Origin of the sequence: Candidatus Anaeroferrophillus wilburensis (assembly GCA_016934315.1) — a bacterium.
GTDB classification, from domain to species: domain Bacteria; phylum Desulfobacterota; class Anaeroferrophillalia; order Anaeroferrophillales; family Anaeroferrophillaceae; genus Anaeroferrophillus; species Anaeroferrophillus wilburensis.
Map to the genome: position 1 here is coordinate 19730 of JAFGSY010000030.1, position 16733 is coordinate 36462.

At 53.1% G+C, this 16733-nt stretch carries 13 protein-coding genes; 9 read left to right on the top strand and 4 right to left on the bottom strand.

All coding sequences use genetic code 11. The annotated features are described in order from the left end of the window. The first annotated feature begins 13 nt into the window (after positions 1-13). From xerD to JXO50_07640, 3 genes are all read left to right on the top strand, one after another. Complete coding sequence (gene xerD, locus JXO50_07630; GenBank protein MBN2332960.1) at positions 14-883, top strand: site-specific tyrosine recombinase XerD; 870 nt, start codon at positions 14-16, stop codon at positions 881-883. A gap of 18 nt (positions 884-901) precedes the next feature. Then, on the top strand, positions 902-3649 hold the full coding sequence (locus JXO50_07635; GenBank protein MBN2332961.1) for a CBS domain-containing protein: 2748 nt from the start codon (positions 902-904) through the stop codon (positions 3647-3649). A gap of 98 nt (positions 3650-3747) precedes the next feature. Continuing rightward, on the top strand, positions 3748-4194 hold the full coding sequence (locus JXO50_07640) for an NUDIX hydrolase (protein ID MBN2332962.1): 447 nt from the start codon (positions 3748-3750) through the stop codon (positions 4192-4194). Positions 4195-4248: 54 nt separating this feature from the next. On the opposite strand, the gene JXO50_07645 is transcribed toward JXO50_07640, so the two are convergent. Beyond that, entirely contained in the window at positions 4249-5445 is a 1197-nt protein-coding gene (locus tag JXO50_07645; protein ID MBN2332963.1) for a pyridoxal phosphate-dependent aminotransferase, read from the bottom strand. 168 nt (positions 5446-5613) lie between these two features. Here JXO50_07645 and JXO50_07650 point away from each other — a divergent pair, with 168 nt between their 5' ends. Both JXO50_07650 and JXO50_07655 read left to right on the top strand, forming a co-directional pair. Continuing rightward, positions 5614-6339, top strand: coding sequence for a creatininase family protein (locus JXO50_07650; GenBank protein MBN2332964.1), 726 nt, complete (start codon positions 5614-5616; stop codon positions 6337-6339). Next, complete coding sequence (locus tag JXO50_07655; GenBank protein ID MBN2332965.1) at positions 6339-7127, top strand: TatD family hydrolase; 789 nt, start codon at positions 6339-6341, stop codon at positions 7125-7127. The genes JXO50_07650 and JXO50_07655 overlap by 1 nt, the downstream gene beginning before the upstream one ends. A gap of 36 nt (positions 7128-7163) precedes the next feature. On the opposite strand, the gene JXO50_07660 is transcribed toward JXO50_07655, so the two are convergent. Beyond that, a complete protein-coding gene (locus JXO50_07660) occupies positions 7164-8126 on the bottom strand; it encodes a GGDEF domain-containing protein (GenBank protein ID MBN2332966.1) in 963 nt (320 codons plus the stop codon). Positions 8127-8334: 208 nt separating this feature from the next. On the opposite strand from JXO50_07660, the gene JXO50_07665 reads away from it, so the two are divergent. From JXO50_07665 to JXO50_07675, 3 genes are all read left to right on the top strand, one after another. Then, complete coding sequence (locus tag JXO50_07665) at positions 8335-9594, top strand: hybrid sensor histidine kinase/response regulator (protein MBN2332967.1); 1260 nt, start codon at positions 8335-8337, stop codon at positions 9592-9594. Between the two features lie 71 nt (positions 9595-9665). Beyond that, positions 9666-9986 carry a hypothetical protein gene (locus JXO50_07670; GenBank protein ID MBN2332968.1) on the top strand — a complete coding sequence of 107 codons (321 nt, stop codon included), beginning with the start codon at positions 9666-9668 and terminating at the stop codon, positions 9984-9986. 9 nt (positions 9987-9995) lie between these two features. Beyond that, a complete protein-coding gene (locus JXO50_07675; protein MBN2332969.1) occupies positions 9996-11690 on the top strand; it encodes a ubiquinone biosynthesis protein UbiB in 1695 nt (564 codons plus the stop codon). Positions 11691-11869: 179 nt separating this feature from the next. On the opposite strand, the gene JXO50_07680 is transcribed toward JXO50_07675, so the two are convergent. After that, positions 11870-13279 (bottom strand): threonine synthase, encoded by a 1410-nt coding sequence (locus JXO50_07680; protein ID MBN2332970.1) that lies wholly within the window; start codon positions 13277-13279, stop codon positions 11870-11872. A 20-nt stretch (positions 13280-13299) separates the two neighbouring features. Then, on the bottom strand, positions 13300-14331 hold the full coding sequence (gene hemE / locus JXO50_07685) for a uroporphyrinogen decarboxylase (protein MBN2332971.1): 1032 nt from the start codon (positions 14329-14331) through the stop codon (positions 13300-13302). Between the two features lie 147 nt (positions 14332-14478). Between hemE and uvrB the strand changes: the two genes are divergently transcribed. Continuing rightward, complete coding sequence (gene uvrB / locus JXO50_07690; protein ID MBN2332972.1) at positions 14479-16476, top strand: excinuclease ABC subunit UvrB; 1998 nt, start codon at positions 14479-14481, stop codon at positions 16474-16476. Positions 16477-16733: the final 257 nt, after the last annotated feature.

Genomic DNA, 16733 nt, shown 5'->3' on the forward strand with positions numbered 1-16733 from the left:
TGAACGGCAGCAGATGTTTTTGGATTATCTTGCCATGGAGCGGGGATTATCGCCAAGGACCATTCAGTCCTACAAGGGTGACCTGGACCATTTCAAGGCGTTTGTCGACCGGCTGTCGTTGGCATCCCTGGCTGATCTGACATCCGAGCAGTTGATGGAATATCAGTTTATGCTGCAGCAGGTCTATGCCCTGCGCAGCATCAGACGAAAGCTTTCAAGCCTGAAAATGTTTTTTCGTTTTCTGGTGGGGCGGCAGTTTATTGCCAGCAATCCGCTGATCCATCTGGAGATGCCCCGCCTGGACAAAAAGTTGCCGCCGGTAGTTTCTTTTGAGGAAATACGGCAGCTGCTGGCTGCTCCCGATCTGGCTACGGTTCTTGGCCAGCGTGACCGGGTGATGCTGGAAGTTCTGTATGGTACCGGAATGCGCGTCTCTGAACTGGTTTCTCTGCACTTGCTGCAATTGAATTTCAACCTGGGGGTGGTCAGTGTCATCGGCAAAGGGAACAAGGAGCGGCTGATTCCTCTTCCTTTCGGCGTTTTGGGGCGGCTCATGGAGTATCTCCAGGCTGTCAGGCCGCAACTGCTTAAACAGCGGCATAGTGACTACCTGTTTTTGAACCGCTCAGGCCGACCCCTTAGCCGTGAAGGTTTCTGGAAGAACATTACCCGCTATGCCAGGAAGGCCGGTATTCGCCGGAAAGTATATCCCCACCTGCTGCGCCATGCCTTTGCCACCCATATGCTGGCCGGAGGAGCTGATTTGCGGGTGGTGCAGAGCCTGCTTGGTCATGCGGATCTATCAACAACCCAGATCTATACCCAAGTGGACAGCCGACGATTGTTGCAGGTCTATCGGCAGTTTCATCCTCGGGAACAATAAGGGAAAGGGATGCGGTAGATGGATGTTATCATCACCCACCTCAATGCTGATTTTGACGGCCTGGCCTCAATGCTGGCCGCACGTTTGCTCTATCCTGATGCGGTGATGGTTTTTCCCGGCAGTCAGGAAAAAAGTATCCGTAACTTTTTTCTTCATTCATGCACCTACGCCTATCCCTTCAAAAGCCTGAAAGAGGTTGATCTTTCCCAGGTAACCCGCCTGATTATTGTTGATACCCGCCAGCGGGAAAGAATCGGTGCTTTTATTGACCTGCTGGACAAACCAGGCATGGAAATATGCCTCTATGATCATCATCCGGACAGTCCCGGTGATATCCAGGCAACCCAGGAAGAGATTGTCGCCCCGGTGGGGGCAACGGTAACCGTGATGGTTGAAAAGTTACAGGCTGATCATGTTCCTATCCCTGCCGACCAGGCAACCATGATGATGATCGGCATTTATGAAGACACCGGTTCCCTGACCTACAACTCCACCACAGTCCGCGATTTTCAGGCTGCCGCTTTTCTGCTCCAGCAGGGAGGTAATCTGCAACTGGCGGCTGATGTCATCAATGCCACCCTGGACCGCGCCCAGGTTTCACTGCTTAATGATCTGCTGCTGTCATCCAGCGAAGTAATCGTGCGAGGTCAGCGGGTGATTATCGCTGAAGCCAGCCGGGAAAAATATATCCCTGAAGTGGCACTGATCGTTCACCGTTTGCGTGATATGGAAAAAATGGCAGTTCTTTTTGCCCTCATCAGGATGGAAGGGAAAATTTATCTTATTGCCCGCAGCCGCAATCAGCACGTTAACGTCGGCCAGGTCCTGGAGCATTTTGGTGGCGGTGGTCATCAGTCTGCAGCAGCAGCCGTAACCCGGGAACTGACCCTGGTCCAGTGTCGCGAGCAGCTGCTGGCGGCCCTGGACGCAGAAGTTGAGCCATCGCTGGTGGCCGCCGATCTCATGACTTCACCGGTTATGACGGTGTCTGACAATGCGACGCTGGCCGATGCGGCCCTCCTGCTGACCAAATATAACATCAATGTCCTGCCGGTGGTGGTTGGCGAGTCAAAAAAGCTCTGCGGCATTATTACCCGCCAAGTGGTGGAAAAAGGGGTTTTTCACGGGTTGCAGGAGGTGCCCATCCGGGAGTATATGACCACCGAATTTCAACCGGTTGACCGGAGTGCCGATTTATTGCGGATTCAGGAACTGATTGTGGAGCGCAACCAGAAATTTCTGCCGGTGGTGGACCGGGAAAATCAAGTGATCGGTGCCATTACCCGTAAGGACCTGCTGCGGACCCTCCATGAGCAGGTGGTCAAGGAGGGGCAGCTTCTCAATGGCGCCGGCGAAGGCCGGCTGAGGGTAAAAAACGTCACCTCCCTGTTGCGAGAGCAGTTCCCGGCCGCGATTATTGAAATACTGCATCAGGTTGGTGACCTGGCAGATGAGATGCAGCTACCGGTTTTTCTGGTGGGGGGTGTAGTCCGTGACCTGCTCATGCGGCAGAAAAATCTTGATATCGATATTGTTGTTGAAGGGGATGGCATTGCCCTTGCCCGTGCCTTTGCCAGGCTGTATCGTTGCCGTTGCCATGTTCATGCGACCTTCAGGACAGCTGTTATTGTTTTTCCCGATGGGTTTAAAATTGACGTTGCCAGCACCAGGATGGAGTATTATGATACGCCTGCCAGTCTGCCAAAAACATCAGAAAGTTCATTAAAGGTAGATCTCTATAGGCGTGATTTTACAATCAATACCATGGTTGTCAGTCTGAACCGCAAACGCTTTGGCGAACTGAGGGATTATTTTGGTGCTTTTCGGGATTTGAAAGAGAGAACGATCAGGGTTTTGCATAACCTGAGTTTTGTTGAAGACCCCACCAGGGTCTTCCGGGCGGTTCGTTTTGAACAAAAATTTGGCTTTGCCATCGGCCGCCAGACAGAACATCTGATTGCCAATGCCATAAAAATGGGGTTTATCACCAAGCTGTCAGGGATCAGAATCGTTGGCGAACTGAAGCTGATCTGCAGTGAGGCAAATCCACTGCCTATTTTTCGCCGGCTGCATTATTTTGACCTGTGGTCACAAGTATTTCCCGGCATTGATATTGAAGCCGCTCTGGAGAAGATCGTTCCCTCAGTCCGTGATGTCCTTTCCTGGTATGAATACCTGTTTCTAGAACAGAAAGTCGAAAACTGGCAGGTGTATCTGCTGGCTATCCTCAACGGGGTTGCAGCCGATCAGGCGGCCGTGCAGGTTGCCCGCCTCAACCTTCAGCAGACGGTTGCCTATCAGTTTCTGCAGGCCAGGGAACAGGGTATCAGGGCTGCAAAGCAGTTAACCAAGGAGTTCCATCAACGAAGGATGGTCAGTAACTCGCTGGTGGCTGGTTTGCTTAAGCCGCTGCCGCTGGAAGTGATTCTCTATGTGTTAGCCGGTCATGAGCAGCGGGAAATTCAGCGGCTTATCTCAACCTATATTACCACCTTGCAGTTTATCAGTCCCCAGGTAACCGGCCATGATCTTATTGCCATGGGGCTGGTTCCCGGGGTGCATTTCAAGGTGATTCTGGAGAGGCTCCGGGACGCCCGCCTGGATGGTCAGGTGCAAGATCGCGATGACGAGGTCGCCCTGGTGCATAGGTGGTTGGCTGATGAAGAAATAATCAATCAAGAGGGCCTGGTAACAACCGGCAAAACGCCTCGAAAACCGGATGGCACCGTCAAGGCTCCCGATTCGAAACAGGCAGAGTTTGAGTGAGGCGTAACATGCCCAAGGTTGGAGCGTAACTTCCAGCAATCATGGCGCAGCAATAAATAGAGGGAGCGCCACGCGGACGGTCAGCAGGAGCAAAAACCGTGAAAGAAGAAATTTCCTGTCCCCGTTGCCGGTATTCATGGTCAGTGTATAAAAATCCGGTACCAACAGTGGATATTATTATCCGCTACCAGCAGGGGATTGTCCTCATTGAGCGGCAACATTACCCTTTTGGTTGGGCAATCCCCGGTGGTTTTGTTGACTACGGTGAGTCCCTGGAGGCGGCGGCGGTCAGGGAGGCAAAAGAGGAGACCTCGCTGGATGTGGTTCTGGAAGGGCAGTTTCACTGCTACTCGGACCCTCAACGGGACCCCAGACAACATACCATCAGCACGGTTTTTATTGGCCGGGGATATGGCGTGCTCCAAGCAGCGGATGATGCCGTCGCTGCTCAGGTCTTCGGTCAGCATATCCTGCCCGTGCCCCTGGCGTTTGACCATGGCACGATTATCCATGACTATTTTGCCAGCCGGTGGGCGGCCGGCTAAGGCAGCGGTAAACATCACCGTGGAGGCCATCGGCTGGATGGATGAGGTCAGCAGTTAGTCCTCAAGCCGGTCGACAAATTCCTGCAGTCGTTTCATGCCGGTTTTGATGTTTTCCAGCGATGTGGCGTACGACAGCCGAAGATAGCCGGGGGCACCGAATGCTTCTCCCGGAACAGCGGCAATTCTCGCCTCATCAATGAGCAGATCGCACAGGTCCAGGGACGACGTGATGGCGCGCCCGGCGGACGTTCTGCCGATCAGGTCTTCGACCCGGGGAAAGACATAAAAGGCGCCCGCCGGGTTGAAACAGCTGATGCCGGGAATCGCATTCAGCGTTGCCACAATGTAGTCGCGCCGCTCATTGAAAGCCGGCAGGACGCGGGCAATGAAGTCCTGGGGACCGTCATACGCTTCCAGGGCCGCTTTCTGGGCGATGGAGGTGGGGTTGGAAGTGCTCTGGCTCTGAATTTTGGTCATTGCGGCCACCAGGGGGGCCGGGGCGGCAGCGAAACCGATCCGCCAGCCGGTCATGGCGTAGCTTTTGGAAACCCCGTTGAGAATGATGGTCCGCTCTTTCATCTGCGGTCCCACCTCAGCAATGCTCCGCTGGTTGAAGCCGTCATAGACGATGTGCTCATAAATTTCGTCAGAGATAACGAGGATATCATTTTTGACAATTACCGCGGCCAGTTCCTGCAGCTCCTCCCATGAGTAGGCTGAACCGGTGGGGTTGGAGGGGGAATTGATCACCACTGCCCTGGTTTTGGTGGAAATGTGCTGCTGCAACTGTGCCGGCGTTATTTTGAAGCCGTCTGCCTCGGTCGTCGGAATAATCACCGCTGAACCACCGGCCAGCTGAACCATGGGTGGGTAGGAAACCCAGTAGGGGGCGGGGACAATCACTTCATCTCCCGGGTCAAGCATAGCTTGGGCAAGATTGTAAAAAGAATGTTTGCCGCCGCAGGAAACAATAATTTCATCACTCTGATAGGTCAGTCGATTTTCCCGCGCCAGCTTCCTGCAGATGGCTTCCTTAAGCTCCGGGATGCCGGGTACCGCGGTGTAGCGGGTGAACCCGCTCCGGATTGCCTCTATTCCAGCCGCTTTGACATTGTCAGGGGTATCAAAATCAGGTTCACCAGCACCAAAATTTATCACATCAATGCCGGCAGCTTGGAGAGCTTTGGCTTTTGCTGAAATGGCCAGCGTGGGTGAGGGCTTGATTTGTTGAACCCGGGATGCCAGTTTGATCATGGCGCAGCTCCTTGATGTACTCATGCTGAAAGATGGTGAACAAGACCCATTCGTCCCCTATACCATGCTCCGAAAAGCAAGTGCAATGGTAAATTGCAGTTGCTTTTAAGGATTAACTGCGATATGCATCGCCCTCGTCACCATCGACCGACAGGAGAATGACTGATGATCATCACCGACATGACGATGAACGATTTTGCCGCCGGCCTGGAGCAGAGCAGGACGGTGTTTATTCCTTTTGGATCAACCGAAGAGCATGGTTTTCATCTGCCGCTGGCCACCGATACGTTCCAGGTTTATGAAGTCCTGAAACGGGTGGTGGAACGGATTGCGGTGTTTGTGGCACCGCCGGTTCACTATGGTGTCTGCCGCAGTACTGCCAATCATTCGGGGACCATCGGCATTTCTGCCGATACCCTGCGATCCCTGGTCAAGGATCTGGTGGGCTCCTTCTACCGTCAAGGTCTGCGGTCGTTTATTCTTATTTCAGGCCATGCTGGCAAAACCCACATGAGTGCCCTGGTGGAGGTCGGCGAACTCCTCCTGGAACTGTACGGGGATATCAAAATTGCCGTTATCTGCGAGTATGACCTGGCCCGGGAAGTATGCCGGGAAGAGGTGGAAACTGCTGATGATTCCCATGCCGGTGAGATAGAAACATCACGGATACTGCATTCAAGTCCGGAACTGGTTTACGGAACAAGCCCCGCGGAATATCCTGATTTCCCCCGATTCATGCTGGTGCGCAACAAGCAGTCCTATTGGAAAAATGGGGTTTGGGGAGATCCCGGCAAGGCAACCCGGGAAAAAGGCAAGCGGTACTACCAACTGGTGGCCGACCGGTTGGTGGCCTTTGTCCAGGAGATGGAACAGTTCAAGGAGCGGCATTGATGCGGTTGTTTGATAGTCACAGTCATATCAACATGGATGCCTTCGCCGATGATTTGGATGATTTGCTGGCACGGTCTTTTGCGGCCGGCATGGCGGGCATAGTCGCTATCGGAACCACGGTCGCTGATTCAATTAGAGGGGTGGAAATTGCCGAACAATGGCCGCAGGTCTATGCTACCGTGGGTATCCACCCCCATGAGGTCAAAGACGCTACCCTGCAGAGTTATGAGGTCATCAAATCTCTGGCTGCCAGCAGCAAGGTGGTTGCCTATGGCGAGATAGGCCTGGATTTTTTCCGCAACCATTCACCTCGAAAGGTACAGATCACAGAATTTGTCCGGCAGCTTGGCTATGCGGGCGAACTGCAGCTCCCGGTCGTCATCCATGACCGGGAAGCCCACCGGGAGGTGCTGGAAATCATCAAAGCTGAGGAGGCCTATGGGCATGGAGGTATTATTCACTGCTTCTCAGGAGACTACCGGTTGGCTGCCGCTTATGTTGACCTGGGTTTTATGATTTCCATCCCCGGCACCATTACTTTCCGCAATAACCAACTGCAGGCCGAGGTGGTCAAGCATCTTTCCCTTGAAGACCTGCTGATTGAAACCGATTGCCCCTACCTGACGCCGGTTCCCCACCGCGGCCGGCGCAACGAACCACTCTACGTCCACTATGTTGCCGAAGCGGTAGGCCGGCTCAAAGGCATCCCGGCAGCGGCGGTCGCTGAACAAACCTGCCGCAACGCAACACGGCTGTTCGGTGTTGCCAGTGGTGAGTGTGAGAAATGATGCTATCCGGTGACGGGTTTGGCGGTGAAGGTTTTTCTACAGGTCTTTTTCGGTGGCAATCATATTTTTGCCACTTTTTTTCGCCCGGTAGAGGGCATCATCGGCACGCTTGATGAGGTTGTCGACGGTATCCCCGGCTTGGCACTGGGAAATCCCCATGCTGACGGTTATTTTGATCTTTAGAGTTCCATTTTCCGTCTCAAAAACCTTTTTACCCAGCAGCAGCCGCATTTTTTCGGCCACCTGATGTGCCTGCTCAAGGCTGGTTGATGGCAGGATGGCAATAAACTCTTCACCACCAAAACGGGAAATAAAATCAGAGGTTCGCAAGCTGCCTTTAATGAAGTTGGCCAGTTTTCTTAAAATGGCATCCCCCACCTGGTGACCGTGCTGGTCATTGACATCTTTAAAGTCATCAATATCAAGGATCAGCAGGGTGAAAATTTCCTGGTAGCGCTCAACCCGAGAGTGTTCTTCCACCAGTCGGCTGAAGAGTGCCCGGCGATTGTAGAGGCCGGTCAATTCATCAATGGTCGCCAGGTTGGTAATCTGGCTTAGCTGCGACTGCAGTTGCTGAACCTGCTGCTGGGCTTCAGTCAGTTTATGTTTCAGGGAAACATTGCTTTCTCGAACTTGATTGATTTCATCACTGATAAGATGCCGTAAACTGACCAGATCAACGACCTTTTCCATGCCTTGAAGATTTTGCTGATTGCGTTGCAGACTTTGGTCGTGGGCCGCTGCTGATTGATCCAGGCCTTCAATGACCTCGGTGACGGCAGCAACAAGTTGCAGCGTCGCTTCCTGCTGCTTTTTCAGTTCCCGCTTGCCACCGTTGTCCTGCTTATCGATAATCTCCTTGATTTCCTGATCGACTTCATCCAGAAAAACATAAAAATACTTGCTGTAGAGGTCGGGGAGCAAAGGAGTGTGGTGGGCAACCATGTGGTTGAGGGTCTTTTTGGCGATCCGTGCTACCGAGATGTAAAATTGTTCCATGGATGTAGCTCCAATATGGTCATCAATGATATCTATAGCGGACTATTGACTATGAATCGACATGTAGCGAAAAAAAATTGAATTTTTTTTTAGCTTTGCTATATTTTCATCAGGACTGGTGGTTGGAATGACACTGATCGCAAGACAGTTTGCAGCAGGCTTCCAATCAATCGAGAGACTGACAGTCATTTACCGGGTGGGCCATTAGATGATTTCTTCTGAAAAAGCAGCAAGAAAACTTCATGTTGTCCTCATTGAAGACAGTCATACAACAGCGGCCGCCATTGTCAATAAATTGGTCGATGTCCATGGTTGTCGTGTTTCTCATTTTGTCAATGGAAAAGATTTTTTTTCCGGTTTTAATCTGAATGTATTGCCGGATATTTTTCTTGTTGACAGCATTTTAAAAGACCAACAGGGCAGATTGCTGGCCAGTGGTGTAGATATTGTTTCCCGGATAAAAACAATAAAGCGATATCTGAACGTCCCGGTTATCATGATGTCCAGCGCTGGTGACGAACAGGAGCCGCCGTTTCAAGCCATGGTTGACAGCTTCTATTACCAGCAGAAAATCAATGGTCTGATGGCCGGAGCCGCAGATGTTATCTATAAGCCGCATAGCGCTGATCTGGAATCGAATCCAGATATGTTCCCCTTCGATGAATTGGTTCACAAAATCCGGATGCTGACTCAAAGAAGACTGCTGCAGCAGGAACTGAAGAAGAGCAATCGGCAGCTGCGTCAGAAAAACCGTGAGCTGGCCATGCTCAACAATAATTATATTAATGTCCTCAGTTTTGTATCCCATGAACTGAGAAACTCCCTGGTGGTTGTCGGTGGTTTTCTGCGACGCCTTTCCCGGAGTATTATTGGTGATGCGGAACAGAGAGACCTTGACACCATTATTTCCAACTGTGAATTCATGGAAGATATGATCGATCGCTATCTCATCCTGTCGCGGATAGAGATGGGCCGCCTGCGGCTGAATATCACTGATATCGATGATTTCTATCAGATGATTATTGCCCCGGTTTTTAAACGACTTGGCCGGCAGAACCTGGAGAAAAGGATCTCCTACGATGGTCAGCTTGAACTGGCTGCGGTCTCTTTCCATGCCGATCGTTACCTGCTCCAGGTGGTGTTCAGCAATCTTTTCAACAACGCTCTTAAATATGGCATCCCTGAAGGCAAGATATCATATGGTGTCACCGCCTACGACGATGGTCTTCAGTTCCATGTCTGGAATGAAGGAACCGGGATTGCCGATGATAAGATCAATAAGGTGTTTCAAAAATTTCAGCGACTGAAAGATCAGAATATTCCTGAACAGAAAGGCATCGGTCTGGGACTCTACAACGTCAAGGAGATTGTCGAACTCCATGGCGGCAAAATCTGGGTTGAAAGCGAATACGGCCAATGGGCTGATTTTATTTTCCGGCTGCCACGAGTGGTATCGGAATCCCATTGACCTGCACGGCCATTATGTACTACGGTTTTGCAAACAATCTACTGTCTTGAGCATGGAGAGGAGGTCTGCAGATGGAAATGTTTTCATTGGCCCGTAAATTTCTGCTGATGGGGGTAGGGGCACTGTCGCTGACCGAAGAACGTCTAGAGCAGCTTATTGCCTCAATGGTCAAAAAAGGGGAGATCAGCAGCCAGGAGGGGCGTGAGTTGGTTGAAGAACTGCTTGCCAAAATAAAACAGGAGAAAGATGCTTTTTCGGAAAAGATCAAAAAGGAACTGGACAGCCTGATGGCCAGAATAGATGCACCAAAACGCAGTGAACTTGAGGCCTTGAAAAAAAGAATCGAAGAACTGGAAACAAAAATTGCTTCCCACCAGCATGCTTCTGACTGATGGGTGGCTATGGATATCCTGCAGATTGACCGCACATACCGAAACATCAAACGATACCGCCAGATTATCGGTGTCTTTATCAGTTATGGCTTTGGCGGCATCATTGAACAGCTCAACATTGACTATTATCTGGCCCTGGGGAAAAGCATTGTCACCCTGAACAAGGGCGGCCGCAAAAAACTCATCCGCTACACCAAAGCCCAGCGCCTCAGGATGGCTCTTGAGGAACTGGGACCCACGTTCGTTAAGCTGGGGCAGCTGCTGTCAACCCGTCCCGATCTTATTCCTCCTTCGATCGTTAATGAATTAAAACATCTCCAGGACCAGGTGTCGCCCTTTCCCTATGCCGATGTTGTGCAGGTGATTGAATCATCGTTGGCGCGGCCCCTTGCTGAAATGTTTCCGGAATTCAACCGGGAGCCGGTGGCTGCCGCGTCCATGTCTCAAGTTCACCAGGCCAGGCTGGCTACCGGCGAGCTGGTGGCCGTCAAAATTCAGCGGCCGGGAATTACCCAGACCATTGAGACCGACATCGATATCATGATGAGCCTGGCCTATCTGATCGCCAAACATATCCCGGAATTGCAACTCTATGATCCGGTGGGAATTGTCAAGGAGTTTGCCAAAACCATCCGCAAGGAGCTTGATTTTCAGGTTGAAGGGCGGCACCTTGACCGCTTTGGCCAGAATTTTGCTGATGATCCGACAGTGAGCATCACCAGTGTGCACTGGCCGTTCACCGCCCGGGAAGTCTTGACCATGGGCTGGATTGAGGGGGTTAAAATCAGTGAGCGCCAGGCTTTGATTGATGCCGGTCTTGATCCGAAAATAGTCGCCCGGAACGGCGCCACCCTGGTTTTGCGCCAGGTACTGGAGTTCGGCATTTTCCACGGCGACCCCCATCCGGGAAATCTGTTCGTGCTGCCCGGCAATGTCATCGCCCCCCTTGATTTCGGCATTGTCGGCCACCTGGACGAAGAACAGAACCACCTGGTGCTTGACCTGCTGATGGCGGTTATCAACCGCGACATCCGGCGGTTGACCAATGTCCTCTCAGCGGTCGGGGTTATCGATGAAGACCGGATCAATATGCGGGAGCTGCGGGCCGATCTCTACGATTTTGTCGACCGCTACTACAATATTCCCCTGCAGCAGATCGAGGTGGGGTCGCTGATCAGGGATTTCATCGCCATTACCAGCCATCATCACATCCGTTTTCTGCCCGACATGATGCTGCTCCTCAAGGCCCTGATGACCATTGAAAGCGTCGGCCGCAGCCTCGATCCTGATTTTGACATGATCAGCCATGCAACCCCTTTTGTCAAACAGCTGCTCACCAGGAAGATGTCGCCGGAATATCTTGCCAAGGTGGTCTGGAGGCGGGTGCAGGAATTTCAGTCACTGGTGGAGATGCTGCCACGGGAAACCCAGGAGATCATTAAAAAACTCAGCAAGGGCAAACTGAAGATCGAGTTTGAGCATGTGGGGCTTGACCCCCTGGGCAAAAATCTCGACCGGATCACCAACCGCCTGTCGTTCAGCCTGATTATTTCCGCCACCATCGTCGCCTCGTCGCTGATCATGCAGACCAATACCGGCTTCATGTTCATGGGCTATCCGGTGCTGGGGATTATCGGCTACCTGGTGGCCGGCGGCCTGGGGTTCTGGCTGGCGATTGCCATCCTGAGATCGGGAAGAATATGATCCTGCGCTTCCGGTATGGTAAGCTCTCAGGGCATGGTTGCCGCTCATTCTCGCCGGCCATTCATGGCCAGTTCTGAGGTGTCAGCCGCGAATCACCATCCAGGTGGTTCGTCCGGCGCATAACCTCTGGCAACGATACCGTGGCAGCTCTAAGCAATGGTTCAGCTCTGGCTGCCGGATCAGGCAGGGGAGAGCAGCTGGTCCTTGATATATTTTTTTACTATGGGCGTGCTGGCTGGCAGGATGGCAAATCTTGACGGCAGCTGCTCGATGCCCTGGAGGGAAACCGGGACCGGCGGCGGAAAGCCGATCGCTTTCTCCACCGCCTGCGGAAACTTCGCCGGGTGGGCGGTGGCCAGGCAGATGGTAGTCACCCGGTCGCTGGTACGGGGTGGATTGAGCTTGCGGGCAACCTGAACGCCGACCGCGGTATGGGGATCGAGGATATAGCCGGTCTGTTGGTAGAACTCGGCGATGGTGGCAATGTTTTCCTCGTTGCTGGAATACCCGCTGGCAAAATCTGTCTGTACCCGGGCGAACCGGTGGTTGCCGATGGCAATCCTGCCACTCTCCTGAAGCTCTGCAAACACCTTGCAGATTGCGGCCGAATCACCGTCAAGAAGATAGTAGAGATAGCGTTCAAAATTGCTGGCCACCTGGATATCCATTGATGGACTCCAGGTGGGCACCACCTGACTGCGTTCGTAGACCCCCGAGGCGATGAAGTGGGAAAGGATGTTGTTTTCGTTGCTGGCCAGGATCAGCCGGCGGATCGGCAGGCCCATCTGTTTGGCCAGGTAGCCGGCAAAAATGTTGCCGAAATTGCCCGTGGGCACGACAATGTCGACAACCTCTCTCGCCGCCGCCGGCAGTTGCAGGTAGGCGGTGAAATAGTAGACGATCTGGGCCATGATCCGGGCCCAGTTGATGGAATTGACCGCCCCCAGATGAAACTCCCGTTTGAAGTCAAGATCGGCAAAAATCTCCTTGACGATTCGCTGGCCATCATCAAACGTTCCTTCAACGGCGACATTGAAAACGTTGTCATCAAGCACCGAAGTCATCTGTTTTTCCTGGATCGGGCTGACTTTGCCGTGGGGGTGGAGAATGAAGATGTTGATATGCTTTTTGCCGCGAACACCGTAGATGGCTGCACTGCCGGTATCACCGGAGGTGGCGCCGAGGATGTTCAGCTCCTGCTGCCGGTCGGCCAGCAGGCGGGCGAACAGATTGCCCAGCAGTGAGAGGGCGATATCCTTGAAGGCCAGGGTTTGGCCGTGAAAAAGCTCCAGAATATAGAGATCCCCCTTTTTGACCAGCGGAGCAACCAGGGGGTTGGTGAAGGTAGCATAGCTCGTTTTGACCAGTTCCGCCAGGACGTCGGCCGCCAGACAGTCACCCACATAGGGCTGAAAAATCCTCAGGGCCAGCTGCTGGTAGGAAAGTTTTCCCAGCTGCTCCAGCTCGCCGGCAGAAAAGACAGGAATCTCCTCCGGCAGCAGGAGACCGCCATCCGCCGCCAGCCCCATCATCACTGCATCGACAAAGGAAATCGGGGCGATGCCGCCCCGAGTACTGATATAGTTCATCGGTGATATCCTTCTCTCGGTCAACGGGCTGAAAACTCATGGACCGCGTCGATCATCGCCTTGGCATGGTCAATGGGGGTGGTGGGTAGAATGCCATGGCCGAGATTGAAGATATGGCCCGGCCGACCGGCGGCCTGATCGAGAATCCCCTTGACCCGTTTCCTGATCTCCCCGATGGGGGCAAAAAGGGTGATGGGATCGATATTGCCCTGGATGCCGCGATCCTCGCCGATGATTTTCCAGGCAGTGGCCAGGTCAATACGCCAGTCGATGCCGAGGATATCGCCGCCGGCATCGCGGACCAGATCAAGAAACGTAGCTGCCTGGTTGGCGAAATGGATCATGGGAACATTGTAGGGCGCCAGCGCCTGGAAAATTTTTTGGCTGTAGGGGAAGACATACTCGCGATAATCAGCCGGATTCAGGCAGCCGACCCAGCTGTCGAACAGCTGAATGACCTGGGCGCCGGCTTCAATCTGGGCTGACAGGTAGGAGATGACCACCGCCGTAATTTTATCCATCAGGCGATGAAACAGCTCAGGCTCGGCATACATCATCGTTTTGATATGCTGATACTGTTTGGACCCGCCTCCCTCAACCAGGTAGCTGGCCAGGGTGAACGGTGCGCCGGAAAAGCCGATCAGCGGCACTTTGCCGGTCAGTTCCCGGCGCAGCATCCCGATGGCTTCCATTACGAAAGGCACCACTTCACGGGCGTCAATCACGGTCAGCCGATCGACGTCGGCGGCGGTTCTGATGGGGTGATCAAGCACCGGTCCGCGGCTTTCAATAAATTCAAAACCGGCGCCCATCCCTTCCAGCGGCACCAGAATATCGGAAAAAAGAATTGCGGCATCAAGTTCCATCCGGCGCAGTGGTTGCAGGGTTACTTCAACCGCCAGCTCCGGCTGCTTGCACATTTGCCAGAATGAATATTTTTCCCGCAGAGCCCGGTATTCAGGCAGGTAGCGACCGGCCTGGCGCATCATCCAGACAGGAGTGCAATCAACCGCCTGCCGGCGGCAGGCTTGTAAGAAACGACTGTTTTCCATGCTATTCTCCTTGTATAATAGTTATGTTTCCATAGCATGGTACTGAAACCTGATTCAAGCAATTTGTGTACAATTGCATTGATTCACCTCCTATGGTATGTAGCCGTTGACCAGATCGCTGACCATACTGATGGATGCCCGCAACCCATGCCTCCTTTTGTTATTCACTCACCATTCGAACCCCAGGGCGACCAGCCGGCGGCCATTGACCGGCTGACGGAAGGTCTGCGCTTTGGGGCAAGAGCACAGACCCTGCTGGGAGTGACCGGTTCCGGTAAAACCTTTACCCTGGCCCAGGTCATTGCCAGAGTCCAGAAAACCACTTTGGTCATTGCTCCCAACAAAACCCTGGCCGCGCAGCTCTACCAGGAATTCAAGGATCTCTTTCCTGACAATAAAGTCGAGTATTTTGTCAGCTACTATGACTACTACCAGCCGGAAGCCTATATTCCCAGTACTGACACCTTTATTGAAAAGGATTCATCCATCAATGAGCAGATTGACAAGCTGCGCCATGCGGCCACCGTCGCTCTGTTGGAGCGTGAGGATGTCATTATTGTCGCCAGCGTTTCCTGCATTTACGGCCTGGGTTCGCCGGAAGCCTACAAAGGGATGCTGCTTTACCTGGAAACCGGTCGGGATATCAACCGTGAAGAAGTGATGCGCAAGCTGGTGGAAATCCAGTACCAGCGCAATGAGATTGATTTCCATCGGGGAACCTTCCGGGTGCGGGGTGACGTGGTGGATGTTTTCCCTGCCAATATGGAGGATACCGCCCTGCGGCTGGAATTCTTCGGCGACGAGCTTGAACAGCTGTCCCTGTTTGATCCCCTGACCGGCAGGATGCTGGAAAAACGGCTGAAGTTTACTATTTATCCGGCCAGTCACTATGTCACTCCGGAAGAGAACCTCGGGCGGGCAATCAAGGCCATTCAAGATGAATTGAGGGACCGGCTGCAGTATTTTCAGGCCAATCAGCAGTTGCTGGAGGCCCAGCGACTAGAGCAGCGGACCATGTTTGATATTGAAATGATGGAGCAGATGGGCCACTGTCAGGGGATTGAAAATTATTCCCGCCATCTCACCGGCCGGCAGCCGGGCGAACCGCCGCCGACCCTGATGGATTATCTGCCCCGTGACCACCTGCTGATCATCGATGAATGCCATGTTACCGTACCCCAAATCCGGGGGATGTACCGTGGCGACCGCTCCCGAAAGGAAACCCTGGTCAGCTACGGCTTCCGTCTGCCCTCAGCCCTTGACAACCGGCCTTTGCAGTTTGAAGAATTTGAGCAGCTGACCAACCAGGTCATTTATGTCTCTGCGACTCCCGGTGATTATGAGCTGGAGCAGTCCGGCTCCCAGGTGGTCGAACAGATCATCAGACCCACCGGGCTGGTGGACCCGGAAGTCATGGTACTGCCGGCCAGCAGCCAGGTTGACGATCTTCTCGGCCGCATCAGGCCGGTAGTGGAGTGGGGCGAGCGGGTGCTGGTAACCACCCTGACCAAACGGATGGCCGAAGATCTCTGCGATTACCTGCAGCAGCTGGATTTCAAGGTTCGCTACCTCCACAGCGACATTGATACCCTGGAGCGGACCGAGTTGATCCGCAACCTGCGCCTCGGAACCTTTGATATCCTGGTGGGCATCAATCTGCTGCGGGAAGGACTTGATATCCCCGAAGTTTCCCTGGTGGCCATTCTGGATGCTGATAAAGAGGGGTTTTTACGCTCTCACCGTTCCCTTATCCAGACATCAGGGCGGGCAGCCCGTAATCTCCACGGCAAGGTGATCATGTACGCCGACCGGGTTACCGGTTCGATGCACAGCGCTCTTGACGAAATGGAGAGGCGGCGGGAAAAACAGCAGCAGTACAATCTGCTCCATCATATCACCCCCACCAGTGTGGTGAAAAAAGTGCAGGAATCCATTGAGGTTGGCTACGGGGAGGGAGTGCCAGCGGCTGAAAGTGGTGCCGAAGAGCTGGCAGGCATTCTGGCCAAAGGGGAAAAAGCCTGCGAGCGGATGGTCAAGCGCTGGGAAAAGGAGATGGCTGCCGCCGCCAAAGCACTCAATTTTGAGCGGGCGGCCGAACTGCGGGACCAGATCAAGCGCCTGAAAACCGAAATGATCCTTGCCTGACAGGCATGCCGGCAGCAGAGTATCGTCATTTCAAGATGTTTGGCTGTGGTTATTGGCAGCGGATGTCCGCAGGGATTACAAAAAACCCCTTGCTTTATTCTGTAAAGAGAGTAAAAGAGATACTCATTGTAAAGTATTGCCTGTTTTTTGTTATGAGAGACTGCTGTATCGAATCGCGCAATCCTCTTGTATTGGGATCGCGCGATTTTTTTATTTTCCGTTAAAAGGCGCCTTGTCTATGCAGGGTGTTTCAGTTC

Excerpts from the sequence above, each read along its gene's own strand:
- hemE (MBN2332971.1), bottom strand. The coding sequence starts at position 14,331 with ATGGAAAACAGTCGTTTCTTACAAGCCTGCCGCCGGCAGGCGGTTGAT.
- JXO50_07665 (MBN2332967.1), top strand. The coding sequence starts at position 8,335 with ATGATTTCTTCTGAAAAAGCAGCAAGAAAACTTCATGTTGTCCTCATT.
- JXO50_07670 (MBN2332968.1), top strand. The coding sequence starts at position 9,666 with ATGGAAATGTTTTCATTGGCCCGTAAATTTCTGCTGATGGGGGTAGGG.
- xerD (MBN2332960.1), top strand. The coding sequence starts at position 14 with ATGTTTTTGGATTATCTTGCCATGGAGCGGGGATTATCGCCAAGGACC.
- JXO50_07660 (MBN2332966.1), bottom strand. The coding sequence starts at position 8,126 with ATGGAACAATTTTACATCTCGGTAGCACGGATCGCCAAAAAGACCCTC.
- JXO50_07655 (MBN2332965.1), top strand. The coding sequence starts at position 6,339 with ATGCGGTTGTTTGATAGTCACAGTCATATCAACATGGATGCCTTCGCC.
- JXO50_07680 (MBN2332970.1), bottom strand. The coding sequence starts at position 13,279 with ATGAACTATATCAGTACTCGGGGCGGCATCGCCCCGATTTCCTTTGTC.
- uvrB (MBN2332972.1), top strand. The coding sequence starts at position 14,479 with ATGCCTCCTTTTGTTATTCACTCACCATTCGAACCCCAGGGCGACCAG.
- JXO50_07650 (MBN2332964.1), top strand. The coding sequence starts at position 5,614 with ATGATCATCACCGACATGACGATGAACGATTTTGCCGCCGGCCTGGAG.
- JXO50_07635 (MBN2332961.1), top strand. The coding sequence starts at position 902 with ATGGATGTTATCATCACCCACCTCAATGCTGATTTTGACGGCCTGGCC.
- JXO50_07675 (MBN2332969.1), top strand. The coding sequence starts at position 9,996 with ATGGATATCCTGCAGATTGACCGCACATACCGAAACATCAAACGATAC.